Here is a 26,389-nt window from a genome sequence, read left to right as displayed (position 1 = left end):
TTCCCCGGAGCCGATCAGGGCCTAACCTGGATGGGTGACCGGCTCAACGGTGCGCCCGCCCGCATATCAGCAACTCGCGGATGATCTACGGGCGGATATCACTTCAGGACGACTCCAGCCGGGTGAGCGACTGCCACCCGAGCCCGAGCTGTGCGTGAAGATCGGCGTCAGCCGCAGTACGGTGCGCGAGGCGTTACGCCTGCTCGCCAGCCAGCACCTGATCGTCACGACCCGCGGGGTGACCGGCGGGAGCTTCGTGGCGCATCCGGACGCCGGGCAGCTGGCGGAGGGTCTCTCCACCGGGTTCGCGCTGCTCGCGCACTCGGCCGGGGTGGGCCTCGCCGACCTGCTCGAGTTGCGCCGGGCGCTGGAGGTGCCGGCCGCCGGGCTGGCCGCGGTCCGGCGCAGCGAGGCGCATCTCGTGGAGCTGCGCGGCACGCTCTTCGACCCGGCGCTGGACGACTTCGACACCATGCTGACCGCGCACGCGGCGTTCCATCGGGTGCTCGCCAAAGCCACCGGCAATCCGCTGTTCGAGCTGGTGGGGCGTCCGCTGTACCAGGCGTCGTACGGCGAGGAGGTGGTCGCCGACCTGCCGGAGGGTTACTGGGCGCGGATCGACGCGGACCACCGGGACCTGCTGGAGCACCTGACCACCCGGGATGCCGAGGCGGCCACCCGGGCGGCGTCGCAGCACCTGGATTACATCGCGCTGACCGTGGCCGTCCGGTAAGGACCGCTCAGTACTCCGTGCGGCGGGTGAGCAGGCGGATCGTCGCGTGCTGCCCGTTCGCCTCGGCGGCGGCCGAGGTGGTGAGCGCGGTCAGCACCTTCCACGCGAACGAGGACTCGGAGGGCAGCCGGGCGCCACGCACCGTCGCGACGGTCACCTCGACGGTGAGCGCGTCGTCGGTGACCGCGAACCGGCACTCCAGCTCGGCGCCGCGGGTGGCGATGGCCAGCAGCATGGCGCAGGCCTCATCGACGGCGATGCGCAGGTCCTCGATCTCGTCGAGGGCGAAGTGCAGACGGGCCGCGAGACCGGCCGTGGCGGTGCGGAGCACGCCGAGATAACCACCGTCGGCGGGAACCGTCAGGAGAACGACGTCGTCTCCGATCTCCGGCTCCGCGTGGGTCAGCTGGGACACCCGCGACCACCTCCTGTCGGTGGAGACTCTAATCGGTTACAGCCGGTTATGGCAGAGGCCGGCACACCCCGGGGGGTGAGCCGGCCTCCGAACAGGCCTCAGGCCTGCTTGGTCTCCCAGAAGATCTTGGAGATCTCCTCGATCTTGCCGAGCAGCTGGTCGGCGATCGCGACGTCCACCGAGCCCTTGGCGCCGGCCGCGCCGGCCAGCTTGGTGGCCTCGTTGAAGAGCTGGTGCAGGTGCGGGTACTTCTCGAAGTGCGGGGCCTTGAAGTAGTCGGTCCACAGCACCCACAGGTGGTGCTTGACCAGCTCGGAGCGCTGCTCCTTGATCAGGATGGCCCGGGTGCGGAACTCGGGGTCCGTGTTCGCCGCGTACTTCTCGGCGATGGCCTTGATCGACTCGGCCTCGATCCGGGCCTGGGCCGGGTCGTAGACGCCACACGGCAGGTCGCAGTGGGCGCTGACCACGGTGCGAGGCATGAGGAAACGCGGAAGTCGCATCAGGACTCCTCCATAGAGTTTGCGATGATCCGGGACTGACACTACCCCTTACATCCCGCGACTAACGCGACGGAGGCTTGATGCCTTGAGGTGGCAATTACCACTGTTCGCCGTCCTGGTGAACGGACCGTCCATGGTCCCGGCCCTGCGCCACGGGGACGCCCTGATCGTCCGTCGCGGCGCGCGGGTAAGGACCGGCGACGTGGTCGTCGCCCGGTTCCGTTCCCGGCCCGGGCTGCTCGTCGTTAAACGGGCAGTGCGGGAACAGGACGGCGGGTGGTGGGTCGAGGGGGACAACGCGTTCGTCCAGGACGACTCCCGGGCTTACGGGGTGGCGGATGTCATCGGACGCGTGTCGTTTCGCTACTACCCCAGGCCAGGGCGGTTACGTTAGTCTCCAGTATCCCCAGCGCACACCCGCGCTGCGGTCGCTTTCCCGGGTGACCCCCGCATGCACCGCCGCCTGGCGCATACTCGCGACCAGGTCAGTGTCAGGTGCCACGTATCAATGTCGATGCTGTGTGGAGTTCACCGTGTCATTCTTCAGTTTCGAGCTCGATCCCGCCCTCGCCGCCGACCCCGTCTTCGACCTGCACCGCCGGGGCAAGATGACGATGAGCGCGACGGTCCCGCTGGCCAGCCGCGACGACCTCTCCCTGGCGTACACGCCGGGCGTCGCCCGGGTCTGCGAGGCCATCGCGGCCGACGAGTCGCTCTACCCCGACTACACCTGGACGTCGAACACGGTCGCGGTCGTCACCGACGGTTCCGCGGTGCTCGGCCTGGGCAACATCGGCCCGAAGGCCGCGATGCCCGTCATGGAGGGCAAGTCGGTGCTGTTCAAGCAGTTCGGCGGGGTCGACTCGATCCCGATCTGCCTGGACACCCAGGACGTCGAGGGCATCATCGCGGCGGTCAAGGCGATGGCCCCGTCGTTCGGCGGGATCAACCTGGAGGACATCAGCGCGCCGCGCTGCTTCGAGATCGAGCGTCGCCTCGACGCCGAGCTCGACATCCCGGTCTTCCACGACGACCAGCACGGCACCGCGGTCGTCACGCTCGCCGCCCTGCGCAACGCGGCCAAGCTGCTCGGCCGCGACTTCGCCGACCTGCGCGTGGTCATCAGCGGGGCCGGCGCGGCCGGTGTCGCGATCACCAACACGCTGATCGCGGCCGGCGTCCAGGGCGCCAACGTGATCGTCGTCGACTCGCGGGGCATCATCCACGCCGAGCGCGGCGACCTCAGCGGGATGAAGGCCGAGCTCGGCGCGGCCACCAACATCTCCGGCCGCACCGGCGGCATCGCCGAGGCGCTGATCGGGGCGGACGTGCTGGTCGGTGTCTCCGGCGGCAACATCCCGGAGGAGGCGCTGGCCGGGATGGCGCCGGGCGCGATCATCTTCGCGCTGGCCAACCCCACCCCGGAGGTCCCGCCGGCGACCGCGCACAAATACGCCGCGATCGTCGCCACCGGCCGCAGCGACTTCCCCAACCAGATCAACAACGTCCTCGCGTTCCCGGGCATCTTCCGCGGCGCGCTGGACGTCCGGGCCACCACGATCACCGACGCGATGAAGGTGGCCGCGGCCGACGCCATCGCGGCGATCGTCGCGGACGAGCTGCGCCCGGACGCGATCGTCCCGTCACCCCTCGACCCGCGGGTCGCTCCGGCGGTCGCGGCGGCCGTGGCCGCGGCGGCGGTCCGTGACGGCGTCGCCCGGCGCACCCCGGCGGCCGCCCCGGTCCAGACCCGCCAGACCGTCTGAGCCCAGCTTTCTGACCGGTCGCGCGCCGCTTCACCCACCGGTGAGGCGGCGCGCGCCGTTTTCGCACCGCCACGACCCGCCAAGATCCAGGTCCGCGCCCACCTCGGCCCGCAGCCCGCTGTCCGACCATGGCCCAACATTTCCGGTACGCCCGAAGCCCTCGAACCCGTGCAGCACCACCCCGATCCCCTCGCAGTTCCGAGCTGGTCGTGGTGGCCCTATCCGATCCGGGGATAGGGCGGTGAGTGCCAGCTCGACGGTTACGGGCTGGTCGTGGTGGCCCTATCCGATCCGGGGATAGGGCGGTGAGTGCCAGCTCGACGGTTACGGGCTGGTCGTGGTGGCCCTATCCGATCCGGGGATAGGGCGGTGAGTGCCAGCTCGACGGTTACGGGCTGGTCGTGGTGGCCCTATCCGACCCGGGGATAGGGCCGTGAGCGCCAGCTCGACGGTTACGGGCTGGTCCTGGTGGCCCTATCCGACCCGGGGATAGGGCCGTGAGCGCCAGCTCGGCGGTTGCGGGCTGGTGCTGGTGGTCCTGTTCGGGTGTGGGGTAGGGCGGTGAGTGCCGGCTTGGCGGTTGCGGGCTGGTCGTGGTGGCCCTATTCGGGTGCGGGATAGGGCGGTGAGGGCCAGCCGGGGTTGGGCTTGTGCTCAGGGCGTACGGGGAGGGGTTTCGGGTTGATCGATGTTTTGGTGGGGCTAGGGTCGGGTGATGCGTGCCGCCTATGTGTCTTCGTTGCAGCCTGACGCGCCGTTGAGTGGCCTGAGCGTCGGTGAGCTGCCGTTCTCCGTTCCGGACGGGTGGGTGCCGGTTACCGTCCGGGCCAGCTCGCTCAATCAACATGACATCTGGTCATTGCGGGGGTCGGGCTGCCCGCCGACCGGCTGCCGATGATTCTCGGGTGTGACGCGGCCGGGGTGGATCCGGACGGGCGGCCGGTTCTGGTCTATCCGGTGGTCGAGGACAAGGGTGATCCGCGGGGGTATTCGCTCTTCTCCGAGCGGTATCCGGGGACGCTGGCCGAGCAGGTGGCCGCGCCGCGGGAGAATCTGTTGCCGATTCCGGACGGGGTGTCGTTCGCCGATGCGGCGTGTCTGCCGACGGCCTGGCTGACGGCCTATCACATGCTGGTGACGCGGGGCGGGTCGCCGACGCGGGAGCGATCCTGGTGCAGGGCGCGGGCGGCGGGGTGGCGACGGCCGCGGTGGCGCTCGGCGTGGCGCTCGGGAAGCGGGTCTATGCCACCAGCCGTGAGCAGTGGAAACGGGACCGGGTGAGTGAGCTGGGCGCGGTCGCGGTGGCGCCCGGGGGCCGGCTGCCGGAGCGGGTCGACGTGGTGATCGAGTCGGTGGGGGAGCCGACCTTCGAGCATTCGATGAAGTGCGCGGCGCCCGGGGCGCGGATCGTGGTGTGCGGGGCGACCGGTGGGCACCTGGCGCGGGTCGACCTGCGGCGGGTCTTCGCGATGCAGCTGGAGATCCTGGGGAGCAGCATGGGCACCCCGGCCGAGCTGGGTGAGCTCCTCGGGATGTGCGCGAGCGGGACGATCGGGCCGGTGATCGACTCGAGCTTCGCGTTCGAGCAGGCGCCGGACGCCTTCGCCCGGCTGTTGTCCGGCGAGTTGTTCGGCAAGGTGGTGCTGGAGCACTGACCGCGGACGGCTGGCGCGCTGGACAGCGGCGGGGTCACGGCGCGGCTGAGCGCCGGCGGCGTGGGTGTGGGAAGGCGATGGGTCGGGGCGCGGCTGAGCGCCGGCGGCCGGGGGTGCCGGACGGCGATGGGCCGGGGGCGCGGCTGAGCGCCGGCGGCCGGGGGTGCCGGATGGCGACGGGTCGGGGCGGGACGGAGCGCCAGTGGTTGGGCGTACCGGAAAGCGGCGGGCCGGGAGGGAAGCGGACCGGGACCGGTGGATGTGACCTGAGGGTGGTCTGTTGGAGGACTTTCGGCCCGGCGCTGGTCATCGAGTGCCGGTAGTTTGAGTCCGTGGCGCGCAGTGTCTATGTAGCGGGCTTGGGCCCGAGTGTCGGCAAGGGCACGGTGGCCCTGGGGATCGTGGAGCTGCTGTCCCGGCGGGTCGCCGGGGTGTCGGTGTTCCGGCCGCTCGTCCAGGACGCCGACCATGATCCGTTGCTGACCAGCTTCCGGGAGCGGTATCCCGGTCCGGTGCCGGTGGCGGAGTCCTCCGGTGTCACCCTCGCCGAGGCGTCCGCGCTGGTCGCGGACGGCCGGCGGGAGGAGCTGATCGGCCGGATCGTGGAGCGTTACCGGGCGGTCGAGCGGCGGAGCGCCGCCGTGGTGATCATCGGCAGCGACTTCGCCGACAAGACCGACGAGAACCACGACGGGCTGCCCCGGGAGTTGGCCTTCAACGCCCGGCTGGCGACCGAGTTCGGCAGCGTGGTGATCCCGGTGGTCCGCGGCGGGGAGTCCCTGGCGGCGGCCGCGCGGAGCGCCTACCACTCGCTCGCCGACCTCGGCGCCACGGTCGCCGCGGTGATCGCGAACCGGGTGCCGCCGTCCGCCGTCGGCGGCCCGGCGCCGGACCTGCCGGTGCCGTTCTGGGCGATCCCCGAGGTGCCGGTGATCGCCGCGCCGACGGTGGGCGAGGTCGCCGAGGCGCTCGACGCCACCGTGCTGTCCGGCGCGCCCGGCGCCCTCGACCGGGACGTGCTGGACTACGTGGTCGGCGCCGCGCACGTGCCGACCGTGCTGGAGCACCTGACCGACGGGGCCCTCATGATCACCCCGGGCGACCGGGCCGACCTGCTGGTCGCCGCGAGCGCCGCGCACGCGGCCGGCACGGTCACCCTGGCCGGCCTGGTGCTCACCCTGGGCGAGCCGCCCGACCCGCGAGTCGTCCGGGTCATCGAGCGGCTCAACACCGGCCTGGCGATGCTGGTCACCAAGTCGGACAGCTTCCACACCATCGCGCTGTCCGACCGGATCCAGGCGCAGCTCGGCACGCCGCGCAAGGTGCAGGCGGCGCTCGGCGCGTTCGAGGCGCACGTGGACACCGGGGCGCTCTCCACGGTGCTCGACGTGGCCCGCTCGGCCCGGGTCACCCCGCTGATGTTCGAGAACGATCTGATCGACCGGGCCCGCGCCGACCGCCGGCACCTGGTGCTGCCGGAGGGCACCGAGGAGCGGATCCTGCGGGCCACCGAGACGCTGCTGCGGCGCGGGGTGGCCGATCTGACCCTGCTCGGCGACCCGGCCGAGATCACCCGGCGGGCCCGGGAGCTGGGTGTGGAGATCGGTGACGCCCGGCTGATCGACCCGGCCGCCAGCCAGTGGCGCGACGACTTCGCCGCCCGGTACGCCGAGCTGCGCAAGGGGCGGGCGGTCACCCTGGATCTGGCGTACGACGTGGTCCGTGACGTCAACTACTTCGGCACCATGATGGTCGCCGCCGGGCTGGCCGACGGGATGGTCTCCGGCTCGGTGCACACCACGGCGGCGACCATCCGGCCGGCCTTCGAGATCATCAAGACGGTGCCCGAGGTGTCGGTGGCGTCCAGTGTGTTCTTCATGCTGCTGGCCGACCGGGTGCTGGTCTACGGCGACTGCGCGGTCAACCCCGACCCGGACGCCGCCCAGCTCGCCGACATCGCGCTCTCCTCGGCGAAGACCGCGGCCGCGTTCGGCATCGAGCCGCGGGTGGCGATGCTCTCCTACTCGACCGGCAAGTCCGGGGCGGGCGCCGACGTGGAGAAGGTCGCGGCGGCCACCGCCCTGGTCCGGGAACGCCGCCCGGACCTGCCGGTGGAGGGCCCGATCCAGTACGACGCGGCGGTCGACCCGGCGGTGGCGGCCGCCAAGCTGCCCGGCAGCACCGTGGCCGGGCAGGCGACGGTGTTCGTCTTCCCCGACCTGAACACCGGCAACAACACGTACAAGGCCGTGCAGCGGTCGGCGAACGCGGTCGCGGTCGGCCCGGTCATGCAGGGCCTGCGCCGTCCGGTGAACGACCTGTCCCGGGGCGCGACGGTCAAGGACATCATCAACACCGTGGCCATCACGGCGATCCAGGCGGGAGCGAAATGACCCGGGTGCTGGTGCTCAACTGCGGCTCCTCGTCGGTGCGCTACAAGCTGTTCGACGGCGACGACGTCACCGCGAAGGGCCACGTGGAGCGGATCGGGGAGGACGGCGGCGAGGCGGCCGACCACCTCTCGGCGCTGCGGGACCTGCTGGACCGGCTGGACCTGAGCGGGCTGGCCGCGGTCGGGCACCGGGTGGTGCACGGCGGCGAGCGGTTCACCGCGTCGACGGTGATCACCGACGAGGTGGTGGCCGCGGTCGAGGAGCTGATCCCGCTGGCGCCGCTGCACAACCCGGGCGCGCTGACCGGCATCCGGGTGGCCCGCAAACTGCTGCCGGACGTGCCGCAGGTGGCGGTCTTCGACACGGCGTTCCACGCGACGATCCCGCCGGAGGGGGTGCTCTGGGCGGTCGACCGGGAGCTGGCGCGACGGTACGGGCTGCGGCGGTACGGGTTCCACGGGACGTCGCACGCGTACGTCTCGCGGGAGACCGCCCGGATCCTCGGCAAGCCGGTGGCCGGCACCAATGTGATCACGCTGCATCTGGGGAACGGGGCGAGCGCGGCCGCGGTGCGCGGTGGCCGGTGCGAGGCCACCTCGATGGGGATGACCCCGCTGCCCGGCCTGGTGATGGGCACCCGGTCCGGGGACGTCGACCCGAGCCTGATCTTCCACCTGCACCGGGTGGGCGGGCTGGGACTGGACGAGATCGAGGAGTCGCTGACCCGCCGCGGCGGCCTGCTCGGGCTGACCGGGGACAACGACATGCGATCGGTGCTCGACCGGCGCGCGGCCGGGGACGAGGAGGCCGCGCTGGCCTTCGCGATCTACGCCCGGCGGCTGCGTGAGTACGTCGGGTCCTACCTCGCGGTGCTGGGGCGGGTGGACGCGATCACCTTCACCGCCGGGGTGGGCGAGCGCTCCGCGGTGGTCCGGGCCGCCGCGCTGGAGGGGCTGGAACCGCTCGGGATCAGCGTCGACCCGGCGCGCAACGAGGCGGGGGAGCTGATCATCTCGCCGGACGGGGCGCCGATCGCGGTGTGCGTGGTCCCGACCGACGAGGAGCGGGAGATCGCGAACGAGTCCCGCCGGGCGCTGTCCCTGGAGGGTTGAGCGCGCCGGCGGGGACTTCGATCAGGAGAAGGCGAGCCAGGCGATCAGAGCGATGAGGGCGACGGCGACCACACCGCCGATCACGTAGGGCGCCTTGGACGGCGCGGGGGTTTCCGGCGTGCGGGTGAAGGCCCGGAACGCCTCGGTGTTGCCACCCGGGTCGACGCGGTTATCAGACATGCGCCCGACCCTAGCCAAGCCGTGCACGCTCCCGCCAAGGCCGGACCCGCGACGACGGACAAGCGGTCCGTCAGTCCTCGTCCTCGTCGTCGCGGGCGAGCCAGGTGGCGAGCCGCTCGATCGGCGTCTCGAACTCCGGGTGCAGGTCGACGAAGGTGCGCAGCTGCTCGCCGAGCCACTCCAGGGTCACGGTCTCCTCGCCGCGCCGCTGGACCAGCTCCTCGATGCCCCGATCAGTGAAGTACATCCTCGAATCGTAAAAGGGGCCGCCCCGCGCGAGCGGAGCGGCCCCTTTCCGGGAACCCTTACGGGCGCGGCAGCGACGCCTCGATCAGCGCCTGCTGCTCGGCCTCGTGCATCTTGGCCGAGCCGACCGCCGGAGCGGCCGCGGCCGGGCGGGAGATCCGGCGCAGCCGGACGCCCTCCAGGTGCTCCAGCAGGTTGAGCGCCACGAACGACCAGGCGCCCTGGTTGGCCGGCTCCTCCTGGACCCAGGCGAAGTCCTCGGCGTTCGGGTACTGCGCCAGGATCGCCTTGAGCTCCTCGACGGGCAGCGGGTAGATCTGCTCCATCCGGATGATCGCGGTGTCGGTGTTGCCCCGCTCGGCCCGGGCCTGGAACAGGTCGTAGTAGACCTTGCCGGAGCAGAGCAGCACCCGCTTCACCGAGCCGGCGTCCAGCGGCTGGCCGTTGATCCCGGCGTCACCGAGGACCGGCTGGAACGTGCCGGTGGTGAAGTCGGCCACCGGCGACACGGCGAGCTTGTGCCGCAGCAGCGATTTCGGCGAGAAGACCACCAGCGGCTTGCGCTTGCTGGACAGGGCCTGGCGGCGCAGCAGGTGGAAGTAGTTCGCCGGGGTGGTCGGGTTCGCCACCCGCATGTTGTCCTGGGCGCAGAGCTGGAGGAAGCGCTCCGGCCGGCCGGACGAGTGGTCCGGGCCCTGGCCCTCCATGCCGTGCGGGAGCAGCAGCACCAGCGACGACTGCTGGCCCCACTTCACCTCGCCGGAGGAGAGGAACTCGTCCACGATCGACTGGGCGCCGTTGACGAAGTCACCGAACTGGGCCTCCCAGAGGACCAGCGCGTCCGGGTTCTCCACCGAGTAGCCGTACTCGAAGCCCATCGCGGCGTACTCGGAGAGCAGCGAGTCGTGCACGAAGAACCGGGCGTTGCCGGTGGCCAGGGTGCTGATCGGCAGGAAGTCCTTGCCGGTCTGCGAGTCCACGATCGCGGCGTGCCGCGAGGTGAACGTGCCCCGGCGCGAGTCCTGCCCGGCGAGCCGGACGGTGACGCCCTGGGCGAGCAGCGAGCCGAACGCGATCAGCTCACCGAAGCCCCAGTCGATGCCGCCGTCGCTGGACATCTTGGCGCGCCGGTCGAGCAGCTGCTGCACCCGCTTGTGCGGGGTGAAGCCGTCCGGCAGCTCGATGTGCGCCTGGCCGACCGCGCGCACCGTGTCGGCGTCGACCTTGGTCTCCACCTCGGGCTCCGGCTCCTCGGCGATGATGTGCGGCCGCGGCGGGTTCTTGACCGTGTCCCGGGTGGCCTTGAAGACCTCCTCGAGCCGGGACTGGTAGTCGCGCAGCTGCTCCTCGGCGTCCTGCACCGTGATGTCGCCGCGGCCGATCAGCTCCTCGGTGTAGAGCTTCCGCACGCTGCGCTTGGTGTCGATGATCTGGTACATCCGCGGGTTGGTCATCGACGGGTCGTCGCCCTCGTTGTGCCCGCGGCGGCGGTAGCAGATCATGTCGATCACGACGTCCTTGTTGAACGCCTGGCGGTACTCGAAGGCCAGTTTCGCGACCCGGACCACGGCCTCGGGGTCGTCGCCGTTCACGTGGAAGATCGGGGCCTGGATCATCCGGGCCACGTCGGTCGAGTACATCGACGAGCGGCTGTACTCCGGCGCGGTGGTGAAGCCGACCTGGTTGTTCACGATCACGTGGACCGTGCCACCGGTGCGGTAACCGCGCAGCTGGGAGAGGTTGAGCGTCTCGGCGACCACGCCCTGGCCGGCGAACGCGGCGTCGCCGTGCACCAGCACCGGCAGCACCGTGTAGCCGTGCAGGCCCAGGTCCAGGCGGTCCTGCTTGGCCCGGACGATGCCCTCCAGCACCGGGTCGACGGCCTCCAGGTGCGACGGGTTGGCCACCACGCTGACCGTGGTCGAGTGCTCGCCGTCCGGCGTGGTGTATTTCCCGGTCTGACCCAGGTGGTATTTCACGTCGCCGGAGCCGTGCGCCGACTTCGGGTCCATCCAGCCTTCGAATTCATTGAAGAGCTTTTCGTACGGCTTGCCGACGATGTTGGTGAGCACGTTCAGCCGGCCCCGGTGGGCCATGCCGATCACCATCTCGTCCAGCCCCGCCTCGGCGGAGGACTGCAGCACCGCGTCGAGCAGCGGGATCAGCGACTCGCCGCCCTCCAGCGAGAACCGTTTCTGCCCCACGTACTTCGTCTGCAGGAACGTCTCGAAGGCCTCGGCCCGGTTGAGCCGGAGCAGGATGTGCTTCTGCTCGTCGGTGTCCGGCTTGGTGTACTTGACCTCGATGCGCTCCTGGATCCAGCGGCGCTCCTCCGGGTCCTGGATGTGCATGTACTCGATGCCGACCCGGCGGCAGTAGGTGTCGCGCAGCACGCCGAGCACGTCGCGCAGCTTCATCTTCTGCTTGCCGGCGAAGCCGCCGACCGGGAAGGTGCGGTCCAGGTCCCACAGGGTCAGCCCGTGCTGGAGCACGTCCAGGTCGGGGTGCTTGCGGATGATGAACTCGAGCGGGTCGGTGTCGGCCATCAGGTGCCCGCGCACCCGGTACGCGTGGATCAGCTCGATCACCCGCGCGGCCTTGTCGATCTGCCCCTCGGAGGTCCGGGCCACGTCGCGCACCCAGCGCACCGGCTCGTACGGAATCCGCAGCGAGGTGAAGATGTCGTCGTAGAAGTCGTGCCCGCCGAGCAGCAGCTCGTGCATCACCTTGAGGAACTCGCCGGACTGCGCGCCCTGGATGACCCGGTGGTCGTACGTGCTGGTCAGCGTGGTGACCTTGCTGACGCCGTGGTCGGTCAGGGTCTCGTCGCTCATCCCGGAGTAGGGCGCCGGGTACTCCAGGGCGCCGACGCCGATGATCGCGCTCTGCCCGGTCATCAGGCGGGGGATGGAGTGGACCGTGCCGATGCCGCCCGGGTTGGTCAGCGAGATCGTGGTCCCGGAGTAGTCGTCCATGGTCAGCTCGTTGCGCCGGGCGCGGCGGACCACGTCCTCGTACGCCTGGTGGAACTGCCGGAAGTCCATCTCCTCGCAGTTCTTGATGGACGGCACCACCAGGGTGCGGGAACCGTCCTTCTTGGCCAGGTCGATCGCGATGCCGAGGTTGATGTGCTCCGGCTGCACCAGGGTGGGCTTGCCGTCGATCTCGGCGTAGATGTTGTTCATCTCCGGGTGCGCGACGACCGCGCGAACCAGGGCCCAGCCGATCAGGTGGGTGAAGCTGACCTTGCCGCCCCGCCCGCGGGAGAGGTGGTTGTTGATCACGATGCGGTTGTCGATCATCAGCTTCGCCGGCACCGCGCGCACCGAGGTGGCGGTGGGGACCTGGAGCGAGGCCTCCATGTTCTGCACGATCTTGGCGGCCACGCCGCGCAGCACCGTGGTCTTGGCGCCGGCCGGCGCCGCCTGGGCCGCGGGCTTGGGCGCGGCCTTGGCCGGCTCCGCCTTTTTCGCCGGGGTGGGCGGGGTGACCGGCTTGGCCGGCGCCACCGTGGCCGCGGCGGGCGCGTCGGTGCCGGCCGCGGCGGCCGACTTCGTCGCGTTGGCCGCGGTCGCCTCGTCCGGCGTCACGATCGAGCCCGAGGCCATCGCCGGCTTGTAGTCCGCGAAGAAATCGTGCCAAGCGGGGTCGACGCTGGTCGGATCGGCCAGGTATCGCTGGTACATCTCGTCGACGATCCACTCGTTGGGACCGAAATCCGCGAGTGGATTGTCCTGCGAAGTCTGCTGCGTCGACACTGCCGCGTTCGCCTCTTTCACCGTGTTTGTCATCACGTGACTTCTCCGTCACGCGGGACGGGCTAGGATCCGGTACCAGGCTACGCCGTGCGCGTGCGCCATCCGCCCGGACGTCCGCTCTGTGACCTACCACCTCCCGCGGACCGTGCCCGCGGGACTAGACCTGGATCCACGTCGCACGGGCGGCCGCGAGGCGCTGACCGGCCGCATCGTGCAGCGCCGAGTCGACCAGCGCCTTGCGGCCGGTGAGATGTGCCACCGCGCCGGTGATCACATAGTGGTCGCCCGGGACCGGCAGGGCGTCCACCGTCACCGTGATCCGGCCCAGCACGAACGCCCGGTCCTCGCGGATCGCCGCCCAGCCGCCCGGGCAGTCCAGCGCGGCCCACACCAGCGGCGCCGACACCTCGTCCGGGGCGGTCCACGGCGCCGCCGTCCGGCCGTCCGGCAGCCGGCCCGGGAAGATCCGCAGACCGTCGCCCTCGGCGCGCTCCGGGCCGCAGACGAAACAGGTGGGGAACGGGTGGGCGGTGAAGCCGGGGTAGTGGCGGGAGGCGGCGACCGCGGTGTCCCAGGGGACCGGGTCGACGCCCGGGCCGGGGTCGCCCTCGCCCAGCTCGGCGATCACGCGGCTGTCGGCGTACACAAATCGGTCTTTGATCTCGAGGTCGGTCTCCAGGGGTGGCGGCAGGCGGAGCGTCACCTGGTCCGCACCCGCGGCGGACGCGAAGACGCCCGCGCACCACCCGCCGTTTCCGGTGCCGGGCGGGCCGTTGAACCGTGCCGGGATGCGCATCCCACGACCATCGCACAAGCCGTTCATCCACCGGCCACACATCGCCACCTGAAGCGACACGCCATCGGCAGGTGTCACCCTTACACAGGTCACATGGCAGTTCTGATGACGGCCGCCGCACCCACCGGGACCAGCGGCTACACCCTCCTCATCGCGGACGAGACCGGTCAGGTCGAGGCCGCGCAGCGACTCCGTCACGACGTCTTCGCCGGCGAGCTCGGAGCGACCCTCACGACCGCGGCCGACGGACGCGACGTGGACGAGTTCGACGCCTACTGCGACCACCTCATCGTGCGCGACGACGCGACCGGGGACGTGGTCGGCACCTACCGGATGCTCCCGCCGCGCGCCGCCGAGCTGGCCGGCCGGCGGTACGCCGACACCGAGTTCGACCTGAGCGCCCTGCGCCCGCTGCGCGACCAGCTGGTGGAGATCGGCCGCTCCTGCGTGCACCCGGACCACCGCTCCGGCGCGGTGATGAACCTGATGTGGAGCGGCATCGCCCGCTACCTGCACCTGAACAACCTGCGCTGGCTCGGCGGCTGCGCCTCGGTGCCGCTGGCCGACGGCGGGATCACCGCGGCCGGCGTCCGGGAGCGGATCAACGCCAAGCACCTGGCCCCGCCGGCGCTGCGGATCCGCCCGCGCCACCCGTGGACGGTCCCGGCGGGCCTGACGCCGGACCCCAAGGTGGCGGTGCCCCCGCTGCTCAAGGGCTATCTGCGGCTGGGCAGCTGGATCTGCGGCGAGCCGGCGTACGACCCGGACTTCGACTGCGTGGACTTCTACGTGCTGTTCTCGATGGACCGGCTGGACCCGCGGTACCGTCGGCACTTCCTCGGAGCGACCCGATGACCGCGCTCTGGCAGCCGGTCTCGGCGTGCGGCGACCGGTGCCGGTCGGGCGCCGGGCCGCACGCCACCCGGTGGACGGCCGGCCTGCGGGTGGCCGCGGTGTTCGGCGTGCTGCTGATCGGCCTGCTGCCGGCGATGCTCGGCGGCGTCGTGCTGCGCGCCCTGGCCCGCGCGCTGCTCGCGGTGCTCGGGGTACGGCTGGTGGTGCGCGGCCCGGCGCCGCGCCCGGGCAGCCTGCTGGTCGCCAACCACATCTCCTGGCTGGACATCCTGGCGCTGGTGGCGGTGACGCCGGCACACCTGGTGGCCAAGCACGACGTGCGGGCCTGGCCGGCGGTGGGCGAACTGGCCGGCCGGATCGGCACGATCTTCGTCGACCGTGGGCGGCCGCGGTCGCTGCCGGAGACGGTGGGCGAGGTGACGGCCGCGCTGCGGGCCGGCCGGTCGGTCGCGGTGTTCCCGGAGGGCACGACGTACTGCGGGGCCGAGCGTGGCGACTTCCGCCCCGCGTTCTTCCAGTCGGCGATCGACGCGGGCGCCCCGGTGGTGCCGGCCTCGATCTCCTACGACACCGCCGAGGCGTCGTTCATCGGCGACGACACGCTGCTCGACTCGATCCGCCGGATCGCCCGCACGCGCCGCACGACGATCACCGTGATCACCGCGCCGGCGTTGCGGCCGGCCGCGGGCGCGGACCGGCGGGTCCTGGCCCGGGCGGCGCAGCGCAGCATGGCCGGGCACGGCTACCGATTGGCTGCGTGACGTCTGGCAGTTCGCTGGACCCGCCCGGGTGGGAAATGCTCCTCACAGAAAATTTTCAGCGAGCCCGCAGCAGGGGCGCAGCGGCCGGGGAGAGGATGGCGGCATGGCCGCTCAGACCCAGCCCAAGCAGAGTGAGGCGAAGCTGCTCGTCGTCGAGGACGACGCGAACATCCTCGAGTTGCTCTCCGCCAGCCTGCGCTTCGCCGGGTTCGACGTCACCACCGCGACCAGCGGCAGCGCCGCGGTCAGCGCGGCCCGCAGCGCCTCGCCCGACCTGGTCGTGCTCGACGTCATGCTCCCCGACCTCGACGGCTTCGAGGTCATCCGGCTGATGCGCGAGGGCGGGCAGCGCACCCCGGTGGTCTTCCTGACCGCCCGGGACGGCACTGACGACAAGATCCGTGGGCTCACTCTGGGCGGCGACGACTACGTCACCAAGCCGTTCAGCCTGGAGGAGCTCACCGCCCGGATCCGCGCCGTCCTGCGCCGCACCACGGCCGGTGAGGAGCAGCCGTCCCGGCTGGTCTTCGCCGATCTGGAGCTCGACGAGGAGACCCATGAGGTCTACCGGGCGGGCAGCCGGGTGCAGCTCTCGCCGACCGAGTTCAAGCTCCTGCGTTACCTGATGCTGAACGCGAACCGGGTGCTCTCCAAGGCGCAGATCCTCGATCACGTGTGGAAGTACGACTTCCGTGGTGACGACAACATCGTCGAGTCGTACATCTCCTACCTGCGCCGGAAGGTGGACAATGTGCAGCCGCGCCTGATCCACACGCTCCGCGGGGTGGGTTACGTGCTGCGTAAACCAGCTGTCTAGGCGCCCTCGATGACGATCTCCGAGCGGGTACGCGTTTCGCTCCCGCCGCAGGCGAGCCTGCGCAAAGTCTCCCTCCGGACCAAGCTGGTCGCCTCGGTGCTGGTGCTGGTGTTCGCCGCGCTCACCCTGATCAGCTCGGCCAGCACCATCGCGCTGCACACGTACATGGTGAATCAGCTCGACACCCAGCTGCGGGACACCTACAAGGACCTCGGCGCGCTCGCCCAGGCCGACTTCAAGGTCTACATGCCGATGGACTGGATGATCGGCTTCACCTCGGTCAGCGGCTCCGGGACCTGGGTGAAAGGCTTCCGCACGGTGGAGGACGACCTCCCGCCGGCACTGACCAGCGTGGAGGCCGTCCAGGAACACGCCGACAAGCCGTTCACCGTCAGCTCCCGCAACGGCAAGTACGTGTGGCGCGTCCTGGCCGAGGTCACCGACAGCGGCTCGGTGGTCTACGTCGGCGCCCGGATGACCGGGGTGAACGGGGTGATCGCCCGGCTGATCTGGGCGGACGTGCTGGTCGGCGTCGGCGTGCTGCTGGCGCTGGCGATCGTCGGGGCGGCCCTGGTCCGGCAGAGCCTGGTCCCCCTGTTGCAGATCGAGCGGACCGCCGGCCGGATCGCGGCCGGCGACTACAGCCAGCGGGTGCCCGACCCGGAGGTGGACGGCGGCGAGCCGACCACCGAGCTGGGCCGGCTCTCCAGCGCGCTGAACGCGATGCTGGCCCAGATCGAGGCGGCGTTCCTCGCCCGGGCCGCGTCCGAGCGGCAGGCCATGGAGGCGGCCGCGGCCGCGCAGGCCTCGGAGAGCCGGGCGGTGCGCTCCGAGGAGAAGATGCGGCAGTTCGTCGCGGACGCCTCGCACGAGCTGCGCACGCCGCTGACCAGCATCCGCGGGTTCGCCGAGCTGTACCGCCAGGGCGCGGTCTCCGACCCGGAGGCGGTGGCCCGGCTGGTCCGGCGGATCGAGGACGAGGCCGCTCGGATGGGCCTGCTGGTCGAGGACCTGCTGCTGCTCGCCCGGCTGGACCGGGAGCGCCCGATCAACCTGGCGCCGGTGGAGCTGCCGGTGCTGGCCATGGACGCGGTGCAGGCGGCCCAGGCCACCGCGCCGGACCGGGTCATCGAGCTGGAGGTGCTCGCCGACCACGAGCGGCTGGTGGCGCTCGGCGACGACGCCCGGCTGCGCCAGGTGATCGGCAACCTGATGACGAACGCGCTGGTGCACACCCCACCGGACGCCACGGTGACGCTGCGGTTACGTGCCGAGGGGGAGAATCACGCGGTGGTGGAGGTCTCCGACACCGGCGCCGGCCTGACCCCGGAGCAGCGGGCGCACGTCTTCGAGCGGTTCTACCGGGTGGACGGGGCGCGGACCCGGAACACCGCGCGGGAGGCCACCGGGACCGGCCTGGGGCTGGCGATCGTGGCGGCTCTTGTACGGTCGCACAACGGCACTGTCGACGTCGTGAGCGAGCCCGGCGAGGGCGCCACGTTCCGCGTCACCTTGCCCACCATAAATCCCGATAAAGGGTTCACAGAAAACATCCAGGACTAGCACAGTTCGGTACGAGTCGCACGGGGCAGAGTAAGAAACATGAACGAGAACGAGACCAACCCGCGGCCCGCGGACGCCGGCGCTGAGCACAGCACGGAGCGGGTGGAGTCTGAGCAGCCGACTGCCGCGCAGCCGCCGGTTGCCCCGCACGTCGCCGCTCATCAGTCCGCGGCGCCCACCTCGGGTGCCTCGCACCCCGCCGGCCCGCAGCCGCCGCACAACCCGTGGGCCCAGCCCGCCGGTTACCAGCCCGGCGCCTACCACCCGGCCACCCCGCAGCCGCCCCACACGCCGCCGGCGCCGCAGTCGCCGTGGCAGCAGCAGCCGGTCTCGGCGGTGCCCGCCTCGGCCACCCCGGCCACCGGTGTCCCCGCCTCCGGCCAGCCCTACGGCGCCGGTTACCAGCCCTATCAGCAGCCGCACTGGGGGCAGCCGGGCTGGCCGCAGACCCCGCCCGGCGCCACCCCGCCCGAGGGCGTCGTCCCGGTCTGGGCCCAGTCGCCCGCCGGCGAGCCGCCCCGCAACGGGCGCAGCCGCAAGTTCCTGCTGGCCGGCGCCGCGGCGGTGCTCGTCGCGCTGCTGTCCGGCGGGGTCGGCGCGGCCACCGCGCTGGCGCTGCACGACGACAGCGGCACCCCGGCCGTCCAGTCCGGCAACTCGTCGGTCACCCGGGTGGTGGACCGCTCGTCGCTGGCCCAGATCGCCTCCGCGGTGCAGGACAGCGTCGTGTCGATCACCACCGAGTCCGGTGAGGGCTCCGGCGTGATCCTCAGTGCCGACGGCTACATCGTGACCAACAACCACGTGTTCGCCAGTGCCACCGGCAACACCGTGAACATCATCTTCGCGGACGGCAAGAAGGCCTCGGCCACCATCGTCGGCACCGACCCGCGGACCGACCTGGCCGTGGTCAAGGCCACCGGGGTGAGCAACCTGAAGGCCGCCACCTTCGGCGACAGCTCGAAGATGGAGGTCGGCGACACCGTGCTGGCGCTCGGCAGCCCGCTGGGCCTGGAGGGCTCGGTGACCGCCGGCATCATCAGCGCCAAGGACCGCACCATCGAGTCCGGCGGCGAGGACGACCAGCAGGGCCAGGGTCAGGATCCGTTCGGCCAGTCGCAGCAGCAGCGGCAGTCGGGCACCACCACGATGACCGGCCTGTTGCAGACCGACGCCCCGATCAACCCGGGCAACTCCGGCGGCGCGCTGGTCAACACGAACGGCGAGGTCATCGGGATCAACTCGGCGATCGCCACGTCCGGTCAGAACTCCGGGAACATCGGCCTCGGCTTCTCCATCCCGAGCAACAAGGCGAAGGCGGTGGCCCAAGCGCTGATGGCGGGCAAGAAGGTCAGCCACCCGGCGCTCGGCGTCAGCGTGACCACCGCGGAGAACGGCGGGGCCCTGGTCAGCCAGGTGGTGGCGAACAGCGCCGCCGGCAAGGCCGGTATCCAGAAGGGCGACGTGATCACCAAGGTCGACGGCAAGGAGATCGCCCAGTCCGACGACCTGGTCGCCGCCGTCCAGGCCGGCGAGGTGGGTCAGAAGATGACCATCGACTTCACCCGGAACGGCGCCGCCAAGACGGTGACCGTGACTCTCCAAGAGTCCCAGTAAGCCGCAGTCCCTTTCGCTACGGCGGGTGACGTGACCAGGGGTGGGCACGTCACCCGCCGTATTCCTATCTATGCCGTGATTCTGGACTTTCCCGACGAACGGCTAGGTTTCGTCAGCGGGGACTCGCGTTTGCCCAGGCTTCCTTCTAATCTCCTTTCGCCATGGGCAGCGCCATGCCGGTGGCGCGGTTTCGCTTCGGCGGAGTGAGAGGCGCGGAGTGAGAGGCCCAGCGAGTTGACGTACGTCGAGACCCGGACCAGTGTCTGGGAAGCCCTGGCCGGCCGGTCCCCGGGAGCCCCGGCGGGCCCCGCCGACTCCGGCCTCTGGCACGCCGTCGCCGACCGGCTGAACCCGGCCAGCGCCCGGCCCGAGCTGCGCGGCGGCATCGAGGTCCGGCACCGCACCACGGTCCGCGGCGGGCGATACGTGATGCTCCGCTCGCCCGAGGACGGCGGTCGCAGCTGCTATCTCCGGCTCACCCCGGAGGAGTACCAGCTCGCCCTGATGATGGACGGCGCCAGCACGGTGGCCCGGCTGGTCGCCGAGTTCGCCCGGATCGCCGGCCGGCTCGCCCCGGACCAGGTCCGCCGGGTGGTCGCCGACCTGGCCGGCAACCGGATGCTGGAGGACCTCCCGCGGGACGCCTTCCGCCCGCTGCGCGAGCTGCACCAGGAGCCGTTGCCGAAACGGGTCGGCGGCTCGGTGCTGTCCGCCGTGCGCGGCCGCCGGGTGCTGTCGCTGCCCGCCGACGGCGCGCTCACCGGCCTCTACAACAGCGCCGGCAAGCTGCTCTTCACCCGTCCGGCGGTCTGGATCGGCACGCTGCTGGCACTGACCGGCGCGGTGCTGTTCCTCGGCACCTGGCAGCGCGGCAGCCAGGCGCTGTTCCTGGCGGGTGACTCCTACCTACTCGGTGCGATCGCCTTGTTGTTACTCAACGTGGTCGCCCAGGGCCTGTACGAGCTGGGGCACGCGCTGGCCGCCAAGCGGGTCGGCCGCGAGGTGCCGTCCGCCGGGCTGATGCTGCACTTCGGCCTGCCCGCCGTCTTCGTCGACACCAGCGACGTCTGGATGGCCGGCCGCCGGGCCCGGATCGCGGTCACCGCCGCCGGCCCGGCCACCGGGCTGGCCCTGGCCGGCCTGATCCAGCTGATCGGCCTGGCCGTGCCTGCCGCCGGCGGCCTCGCCTTCAAGCTGGCCTTCCTGTTCTACCTGCACGCCTTCTTCAACCTGAGCCCGTTGCTGCCGCTCGACGGGCAATACCTCCTGATGGACTGGCTGGAGATCCCGGACCTGCGGGCCCGCGGCCTGGCCTGGCTCGGCGGGCGGCTGCGCCGGCGCGGCCCGCGCTGGTCGACCCTGGACCGGGAGGGCCGCCTCATCGGCCTGTACGGCCTGCTCGCCCTCTTCTGGCTGGTCGCCGCCGTGGCCCTGGGCTACCGCCTGTGGACCGACCGGGTGCACGGTCTCGTCGTCGGCCTCTGGTACGAGGGCGCCGCCGCCCGCGTGCTGCTCGCCGTGATGCTGCTCGGCCTCACCGCCCCGCCGCTCTACTTCCTGCTCGGCCGTCTCGGCGCGGGCTGGCGCCGGTGGCGGCAGCGCGCCGCCGAGCGCGACCAGGAGAAGGACATGCCCCGCCGGATGGCCGCGCTCTACGCGTCCGACCTGGGCGGCCTGCCCGAGCCGTCGCTCCAGTCGCTGGCCGCCCGGGCCCGCTGGGAGCACCCGCCGACCGGCCGCCACCTGGTCCTGGCCGCCGAGCACCAGGGCGCGGTCTACGTGGTGGTCGAGGGCGCCCTGCACGGCCGCCGCCCGGGTGACCCGGGCGGCAGCATCCGGCACCACGCCGGCCCGGGCAGCGTGGTCGGCCTGGCCGCCGCGCTCACCGGGCGTACCGCCAGCCTGGACTGGCACGCCGCCGCCGGCGCCACCCTGCTGGCCGTGCCCACCTCGACGGTGGCCACCGTGATCGGCCCGCTGCCCGGCCCGCCGCCGATGGAGCGGGCCGAGGCCGAGGCGCTGTTCGCCGACACCCCGGCGCTGGCCGGGCTGGAGGAGGACCAGCAACTCGCGCTGATCGCCGCGGCCCACCCGGTCGACCTCGACCCGGGCGCCCCGGTGATGCTGCACGGACCCACCCACGCCGTGGTGGTCGAGTCCGGGGTGATCGCCATGGCGGACGGCACCGAGCTGCGCCGCGGCACCCTGGTCGGCCCGGTCGGCGACGGCAACCCGGGCATGGTGGCGCAGAGCCGGACCCCGGTCCGGCTCTGGATCATCCCGGACGCCTCCGACCTGCCGCCGCTGATCGGCCTGGAGGCCCGCCCCGGCGCGCCGATGCCGAGCGTCCGGCCCAGCGCCCCGCTCGCGGTCCGGCCCGGCGCGGTGCACCCGCCGCTGGCCGTGCCGCCCGGCCCGCCGCCGGAGGGCGACGACGAGTTCGACGTCGACCGGCACTTCGAGAAACGGATGTGGGTCTTCGTCAGCCTGGTCGTGGTGGTCCTGGTCGGCGGCCTGGCGCTGGACCTGGGCGCCGGCCCGGCCTGGGCGGAGATGCCCACCGAGCGGGCGCTGCTCACCGTCGACCGCGGCACCGCGGTGGCCACGGCGAGCGGCAGCGGCGCCGTGACCCTCGAGGCCGGCGATCAGCGCTACCTGGGCTCCGGCGCGCAGGTCGTGGCGCAGGGCAAGGGCCGGGCCCGGCTCACCTTCCCGGGCGGCGGCGCGGTGCTGCTCTGCCCGGGCGCACGGGTCACCCTGAACGCGGCCGCGGTGGCGACCGGCCGGGAGTCGGTCCCGTCCGGGCGGCTGACCCTGGAGAGCGGGCGGGTGCTCGCCGCCACGGGGAGCACCAGCGGGGCGTACCGGCCGCTCGGCCTGACCATCGGCCGGGTGCAGGGCGACGTCACCAGCACCGGCAAGGCCTGGTACGCGGTCGACCTGGCGGCGATCACGGTGGCCGACGGCACGGTCACCGCCGGCGGCGTGGCGAGCGAGCCCACCGGCGGCGACCTGAACTGCGGCGACGGGGTCAAGGTGAGCCCGCCGGCGGTCACCGAGGGCGACCAGCCGTCCGAGGCGCCGTTCCCGTCCGAGACGGCCGCGCCGGTCACCAGCGCGCCGAGCGCCGCACCGAGCAGCGCGTCGCCGAGCCCCTCCGCCTCGTCGAGCACCAGCGCCACGCCGACGGCCGGCGTGACCACCACGCCGAACAGCCCGACCACGAGGACGGCCAGGCCGACGACGAGACCGACCACCAGGCCGACCACCAGACCGACCACGACCACGGCGCCGACGTCCGTCCCGACGACGACCACCGCCTCGACGCCGACCTCGGCGCCGACCACGACGACGGTGCCGGAGCAGACCACGTCGCCGACGGACGGGACGACGACGGGCTAGCCCGGGGAGGGGCTGCATGCTGTGCTGGTTCTGCGCCGAGGGGGCGCGCGCCGCCTGCCGGTTCTGCGGGCGGGGGGTGTGCGCGGAACACGCACGGTTCGGGCCGTACCTGCTGGAGATCAGCCGGTCGGTGCTGCGGGACCGGGCCGAGGCGCTGGTGGTGGAGGACGCCGTGCAGTGCGGCACCTGCCACCCCAGGCCCCAGCCGGTCGCCATGCCCGAGCTGGATTAGGGCGTCGTCTCAGACATTCGCGTACGGCGTGAGCGCCCCGGCCAGCGCCGCGCGCAACATCGACTTCGGCCGTGCGCCGACGATCGACCGGGTGACCACGCCGTCCCGGAAGAACAGCAGGGTCGGCATGGCCATCACCTGGTAGGCGCGCGTCGCCACCGGGTTCTCGTCGGCGTCCAGCGTGCCGATCACCAGCCGCCCGGCGAACTCCGGCGCCAGCTCGGCCAGCAGCCGTGACATCGGGCCGCACGGCGGGCACCACTGCGCCCAGAAGTCGACGACCACCGGCAGCGTGGCCCGGCGGACCAGCTCGTCGAAGGTGGCGTCGGTGATGGTGATCAGGGCGTCGTCCGGCATCGCGTCTCCCGGTGCTCGAGGGCCTGGCTCAGTTGGTCGTGCAGCCGCTCCCGGACCGCGGTGAGCTGGCCGAGGTAGTCGTCCACCTCGGCGATCTTGCGGCGGAGCACCGCCACCGAGTCCGGGCAGACGTGACCGGCGCTGTTGCCGGCGCGCAGACAGGCGACGAAGGGCCGGATGTCGTCCAGGCCGAAGCCGGAGGCCAGCAGGGTGCGGATCTCGTGCACCACGCGCAGCTCGCCGTCCTCGTACTGCCGGTACCCGTTCGCGTCCCGGGTGGCCCGGACCAGCCCGTGCTCCTCGTAGTAGCGCAGCGTGCGGGGACTCGTCCCGGCCAGCTCCGCCAGCTCTCCGATCAGCAGCATGGCGCCGACGGTATGCCTTGACACCGGCGTCAAGGCAACCCCGGTGTCACGGCAGCACCGTGACAGCATGGACGGCATGGTCGACGGTCCGGTGGCGTTCGTGCTCGGCGGCGGTGGAGTGCTCGGGGCGGTCGAGGTGGGAATGCTCCGCGCCCTGTTCCGGGCCGGTTTCCGCCCCGACGTGGTGGTCGGCACGTCGATCGGCGCGGTCAACGGCGCCCTGGTCTGCGCCGAGCCGGGCGAGGCGGTCACCGACCGGCTGGTCCGGCTCTGGGCGTCCCCGGAGGCGGCGGCCGTCTACGGCGACTCGATCGGCCGGCAGCTGCGCCGGTTCGCGGCCCGCACCCACCTGCACTCGCCGCTCCCGCTGCGCCGGCTGCTGGAGGGTGAGCTGGGCGAGCACGCCACGTTCGCCGACCTGAGGGTGCCGTTCCACTGCTGCGCGGCCAGCATCGAGCGGGCCGCCGAGCACTGGTTCGACAGCGGGCCGCTGGTCGACGCGGTGCTCGCCTCGTCGGCGGTGCCCGGCCTGCTGCCGCCGATGGAGATCGGCGGGGAACACTTCGTTGACGGCGGGATCGTAAACTCGATCCCGATCAGTGAAGCGGTCCGGCTCGGCGCGAAACTCATCTTCGTGCTCCAGGTGGGCCGGGTGGAGCGGCAGCTCAGTGTGCCCAGACGGCCGTGGGAGGTGGCACAGGTGGCGTTCGAGATCGCCCGTCGCCATCGGTTCGCGCGGGACATGTCCTCGCTGCCCGACGGCGTCCGGGTGCACGTGCTGCCCAGCGGCGGCGGCGAGAGCGGTGACGACTCGCCCTGGGCCTATCGGGACATGGCCCTGGTCGGCCGCCGGATCAGCCGGGCCTACACCGCCTCCCGGCGCTATCTGACCGCCAATGTGCATCCGCTGCCGGAGCCGGGCGGCCGCTGATGGGATTGCCGCCGGTCTGGGCCCGCCGTCTCGTGATCGCCCCGGCCGTCGTGCTGCTCGCCGTGACGTTGCTCACCACCCTGCCGATCTGGCTGCTCTTCGCGCTGGCGGTGTCCCCGCTGGTCCCGGGCCGGCTGCGGGTGCCCCGGCTGGTCTTCCTGCTGATCGTCTACGTGGTTTGGGACGCCGCCGCGCTGATCGTGCTGGGCGTTCTCTGGCTGGCGTCCGGCTGTGGCCGGTGGATCCGCGGCCCGGTCTTCCAGCGCGCGCACTACGTGGTGACCGGCTGGTTCCTGCGCACCCTGTTCTGGTTCGCCCGGTGGTCGCTGCACCTGGCGATCGACGTGGTCGGCACCGACCCGGACACCGCGCAGCCGGGCCGGCCGGAGATCGTGGTGAGCCGGCACGCGGGGCCCGGCGACTCGTTCACCCTCATCCACGCGCTGGTCAATTGGTTCGCCCGGGAGCCGCGGATCGTGCTGAAGGCCGCGCTCCAGTGGGACCCGGCCGTCGACGTGCTGCTCAACCGCCTGCCGAACAGGTTCATCTCGCCGGGCCGGACCACCACGGCGACGCTGGAGGAGCAGATCGGCGACCTGGCCACCGGCCTGGACGAGAACGACGCCTTCGTGATCTTCCCGGAGGGCGGCAACTTCACCCCGCGCCGCAAGCTCACCGCGATCGCCCGGCTGCGGGCCAGCGGCCTGGAGGAGATGGCGGTCAAGGCGGAGAACCTGCGTAACCTGCTGCCGCCGAAACCCGGCGGCCTGCTCGCCGCGATCGACGCGGCCCCGGACGCCGGGGTGATCTTCGTGGCGCACACCGGGCTGGACCGGATGATCACGGTCGGCGACGTGTGGCGCGAGCTGCCGATGGACAAGCGGCTGGTGATGAGGTTCTGGAGTGTCCCGCCGGAGGAGGTGCCGGTCGGCGAGCAGGAGCGGATCGACTGGCTCTATGCCTGGTGGGCGCGGATCGACGGCTGGATCGAGGAGAACAAGCCGGCGCCGCGCCCACTGTGGATCGACCGCTCCTAGCTGCCGCCCAGCGCCTGGTAAACGCTGGCCGGCGCCTCGGTGATCTGGCCGGCCGGGGGCCGCTGCACGGTCACCGGCTGCCCATACCCGGAGTATTTGATCACCAGCGGCTGCGCCTCCCGGTTGTCCACCGCGGGCAGCCGCAGGGTGAGCTGCTCCAACCGGTCCTGCGAGTCCAGGATGGCCTCGAACGGCACCCGCTGGGCGTCCGCGCCGTACCCGTCGACGGTCACCTTGCTGATCCCGGCCACGCCGGCCGCCTTGGTCAGATCCAGCGTCCCGGAGTACGAGCTCTCCCCGCTGCGGCGCACGTCGGTGGTGGCGCGCAGCAGGTCGGCGGTGTTCGCCGGGTCGATCTGGCCGGGCTTGAGGCCGATGTTCGCGCCGTCCGGCAACCGGGCCATGTCCAGGTGGGTCCAGGTGTTCGCCTGGGTGACGCCGGGGATCTGGGCGTACAGGTCCTGGCCGAGCAGCAGCGTCTTGACGGTGAGCGAGGTGTTCGCCCCCTTCGCCGCCATCTCCGCGGTCCCGGCGCCGTGCGGCGCGTCGAGGTTCGCGGTCAGCTGGAAGCCGGCGCCGCTCGTCATGGTCATCGTGAAGCTGGTGCTGCCGAGCGTGGCGGCCGCGTCCGAGAGCGCCTGGACCGCGGCCGGGTCGGCGCTGGTCGAGGGAGCGGCGGCGGAGGCCGGCGCCGAGCTCGCGGAGGTCGCGGGTGTGTCCGCCGAGGCGCAGCCAGCCACCGCGAACGCGGCCGTGGCCGCCGCGAGGCCCAGTCCGGCGAGCCGTGGTGTCCGCATGATCGCTCTCCTTTTCGTCAACGCCTGTCGATAGCGGGAGTTCCCGATCGTGGGACTCGGCAAACGGACACCCACGGGCAAACCATGGCGTGCCGCAC

Annotated in this window: 23 protein-coding genes and 1 pseudogene; 15 read left to right on the top strand and 9 right to left on the bottom strand. The window is 72.1% G+C overall.

The annotated features are described in order from the left end of the window. The first annotated feature begins 34 nt into the window (after positions 1 to 34). Positions 35 to 733: a FadR/GntR family transcriptional regulator gene (locus Aiant_RS16760; RefSeq protein WP_189328614.1), complete on the top strand. Its 699-nt coding sequence runs from the start codon at positions 35 to 37 to the stop codon at positions 731 to 733. 7 nt (positions 734 to 740) lie between these two features. On the opposite strand, the gene Aiant_RS16755 is transcribed toward Aiant_RS16760, so the two are convergent. Beyond that, entirely contained in the window at positions 741 to 1,148 is a 408-nt protein-coding gene (locus tag Aiant_RS16755; RefSeq protein ID WP_185037707.1) for an ATP-binding protein, read from the bottom strand. A gap of 98 nt (positions 1,149 to 1,246) precedes the next feature. Beyond that, positions 1,247 to 1,651 carry a superoxide dismutase, Ni gene (sodN, locus tag Aiant_RS16750; protein WP_189328615.1) on the bottom strand — a complete coding sequence of 135 codons (405 nt, stop codon included), beginning with the start codon at positions 1,649 to 1,651 and terminating at the stop codon, positions 1,247 to 1,249. Positions 1,652 to 1,784: 133 nt separating this feature from the next. Here sodN and Aiant_RS16745 point away from each other — a divergent pair, with 133 nt between their 5' ends. The 5 genes and pseudogenes from Aiant_RS16745 (at position 1,785) to Aiant_RS16725 (ending at position 8,577) form a co-directional block, all read left to right on the top strand. Continuing rightward, the gene (locus Aiant_RS16745) at positions 1,785 to 2,045 is read left to right on the top strand and encodes a S26 family signal peptidase (RefSeq protein WP_229829860.1); all 261 of its coding nucleotides are present in this window, start codon (positions 1,785 to 1,787) and stop codon (positions 2,043 to 2,045) included. Positions 2,046 to 2,259: 214 nt separating this feature from the next. After that, positions 2,260 to 3,417, top strand: a complete 1,158-nt coding sequence (locus Aiant_RS16740) for an NAD(P)-dependent malic enzyme (RefSeq protein WP_189328954.1) — start codon at positions 2,260 to 2,262, stop codon at positions 3,415 to 3,417. Between the two features lie 715 nt (positions 3,418 to 4,132). Next, positions 4,133 to 5,072, top strand: a pseudogene (locus Aiant_RS16735) (zinc-binding dehydrogenase). A gap of 332 nt (positions 5,073 to 5,404) precedes the next feature. Next, positions 5,405 to 7,465 carry a phosphate acetyltransferase gene (pta, locus tag Aiant_RS16730; protein ID WP_189328618.1) on the top strand — a complete coding sequence of 687 codons (2,061 nt, stop codon included), beginning with the start codon at positions 5,405 to 5,407 and terminating at the stop codon, positions 7,463 to 7,465. After that, a complete protein-coding gene (locus Aiant_RS16725) occupies positions 7,462 to 8,577 on the top strand; it encodes an acetate/propionate family kinase (RefSeq protein ID WP_189328619.1) in 1,116 nt (371 codons plus the stop codon). Before pta ends, Aiant_RS16725 begins: the two co-directional genes overlap by 4 nt. A 21-nt stretch (positions 8,578 to 8,598) precedes the next feature. On the opposite strand, the gene Aiant_RS16720 is transcribed toward Aiant_RS16725, so the two are convergent. From Aiant_RS16720 to Aiant_RS16705, 4 genes are all read right to left on the bottom strand, one after another. Then, entirely contained in the window at positions 8,599 to 8,757 is a 159-nt protein-coding gene (locus tag Aiant_RS16720; protein WP_189328620.1) for a hypothetical protein, read from the bottom strand. 70 nt (positions 8,758 to 8,827) lie between these two features. After that, positions 8,828 to 9,004: a DUF6104 family protein gene (locus Aiant_RS16715; protein ID WP_164466205.1), complete on the bottom strand. Its 177-nt coding sequence runs from the start codon at positions 9,002 to 9,004 to the stop codon at positions 8,828 to 8,830. A gap of 58 nt (positions 9,005 to 9,062) precedes the next feature. After that, complete coding sequence (locus tag Aiant_RS16710) at positions 9,063 to 12,794, bottom strand: multifunctional oxoglutarate decarboxylase/oxoglutarate dehydrogenase thiamine pyrophosphate-binding subunit/dihydrolipoyllysine-residue succinyltransferase subunit (RefSeq protein ID WP_425322673.1); 3,732 nt, start codon at positions 12,792 to 12,794, stop codon at positions 9,063 to 9,065. A 124-nt stretch (positions 12,795 to 12,918) separates the two neighbouring features. Next, positions 12,919 to 13,557, bottom strand: coding sequence for a hotdog family protein (locus Aiant_RS16705; protein ID WP_189328621.1), 639 nt, complete (start codon positions 13,555 to 13,557; stop codon positions 12,919 to 12,921). A gap of 93 nt (positions 13,558 to 13,650) precedes the next feature. Here Aiant_RS16705 and Aiant_RS16700 point away from each other — a divergent pair, with 93 nt between their 5' ends. From Aiant_RS16700 to Aiant_RS16670, 7 genes are all read left to right on the top strand, one after another. Then, entirely contained in the window at positions 13,651 to 14,412 is a 762-nt protein-coding gene (locus Aiant_RS16700; protein WP_189328622.1) for a GNAT family N-acetyltransferase, read from the top strand. Then, on the top strand, positions 14,409 to 15,173 hold the full coding sequence (locus Aiant_RS16695) for a lysophospholipid acyltransferase family protein (protein WP_189328623.1): 765 nt from the start codon (positions 14,409 to 14,411) through the stop codon (positions 15,171 to 15,173). The genes Aiant_RS16700 and Aiant_RS16695 overlap by 4 nt, the downstream gene beginning before the upstream one ends. A 103-nt stretch (positions 15,174 to 15,276) precedes the next feature. After that, the gene (locus Aiant_RS16690; RefSeq protein WP_189328624.1) at positions 15,277 to 15,990 is read left to right on the top strand and encodes a response regulator transcription factor; all 714 of its coding nucleotides are present in this window, start codon (positions 15,277 to 15,279) and stop codon (positions 15,988 to 15,990) included. A 9-nt stretch (positions 15,991 to 15,999) separates the two neighbouring features. Next, positions 16,000 to 17,553, top strand: coding sequence for a sensor histidine kinase (locus Aiant_RS16685; RefSeq protein ID WP_189328625.1), 1,554 nt, complete (start codon positions 16,000 to 16,002; stop codon positions 17,551 to 17,553). A gap of 39 nt (positions 17,554 to 17,592) precedes the next feature. Next, complete coding sequence (locus tag Aiant_RS16680; protein WP_189328626.1) at positions 17,593 to 19,170, top strand: S1C family serine protease; 1,578 nt, start codon at positions 17,593 to 17,595, stop codon at positions 19,168 to 19,170. Between the two features lie 234 nt (positions 19,171 to 19,404). Beyond that, a complete protein-coding gene (locus Aiant_RS16675; RefSeq protein ID WP_189328627.1) occupies positions 19,405 to 22,572 on the top strand; it encodes a cyclic nucleotide-binding protein in 3,168 nt (1,055 codons plus the stop codon). Positions 22,573 to 22,588: 16 nt separating this feature from the next. Continuing rightward, entirely contained in the window at positions 22,589 to 22,804 is a 216-nt protein-coding gene (locus Aiant_RS16670) for a hypothetical protein (RefSeq protein WP_189328628.1), read from the top strand. Between the two features lie 9 nt (positions 22,805 to 22,813). On the opposite strand, the gene Aiant_RS16665 is transcribed toward Aiant_RS16670, so the two are convergent. Continuing rightward, entirely contained in the window at positions 22,814 to 23,161 is a 348-nt protein-coding gene (locus Aiant_RS16665) for a thioredoxin family protein (RefSeq protein WP_189328629.1), read from the bottom strand. Further along, entirely contained in the window at positions 23,143 to 23,526 is a 384-nt protein-coding gene (locus Aiant_RS16660; RefSeq protein WP_229829824.1) for a MerR family transcriptional regulator, read from the bottom strand. The genes Aiant_RS16665 and Aiant_RS16660 overlap by 19 nt, the downstream gene beginning before the upstream one ends. 76 nt (positions 23,527 to 23,602) lie before the next feature. Here Aiant_RS16660 and Aiant_RS16655 point away from each other — a divergent pair, with 76 nt between their 5' ends. Both Aiant_RS16655 and Aiant_RS16650 read left to right on the top strand, forming a co-directional pair. Beyond that, complete coding sequence (locus Aiant_RS16655) at positions 23,603 to 24,457, top strand: patatin-like phospholipase family protein (protein WP_189328957.1); 855 nt, start codon at positions 23,603 to 23,605, stop codon at positions 24,455 to 24,457. Then, positions 24,457 to 25,494, top strand: coding sequence for a 1-acyl-sn-glycerol-3-phosphate acyltransferase (locus Aiant_RS16650; RefSeq protein WP_189328630.1), 1,038 nt, complete (start codon positions 24,457 to 24,459; stop codon positions 25,492 to 25,494). Before Aiant_RS16655 ends, Aiant_RS16650 begins: the two co-directional genes overlap by 1 nt. Here the strand turns inward: Aiant_RS16650 and Aiant_RS16645 are convergent. Then, positions 25,491 to 26,291 carry an SCO4651 family lipoprotein gene (locus Aiant_RS16645; RefSeq protein ID WP_189328631.1) on the bottom strand — a complete coding sequence of 267 codons (801 nt, stop codon included), beginning with the start codon at positions 26,289 to 26,291 and terminating at the stop codon, positions 25,491 to 25,493. The genes Aiant_RS16650 and Aiant_RS16645 overlap by 4 nt on opposite strands. Between the last annotated feature and the right edge of the window lie 98 nt (positions 26,292 to 26,389).

Source organism: Actinoplanes ianthinogenes, assembly GCF_018324205.1.
Taxonomy (GTDB): Bacteria; Actinomycetota; Actinomycetes; order Mycobacteriales; family Micromonosporaceae; genus Actinoplanes; species Actinoplanes ianthinogenes.
This window is presented reverse-complemented; position numbering and strand designations above follow the sequence as displayed.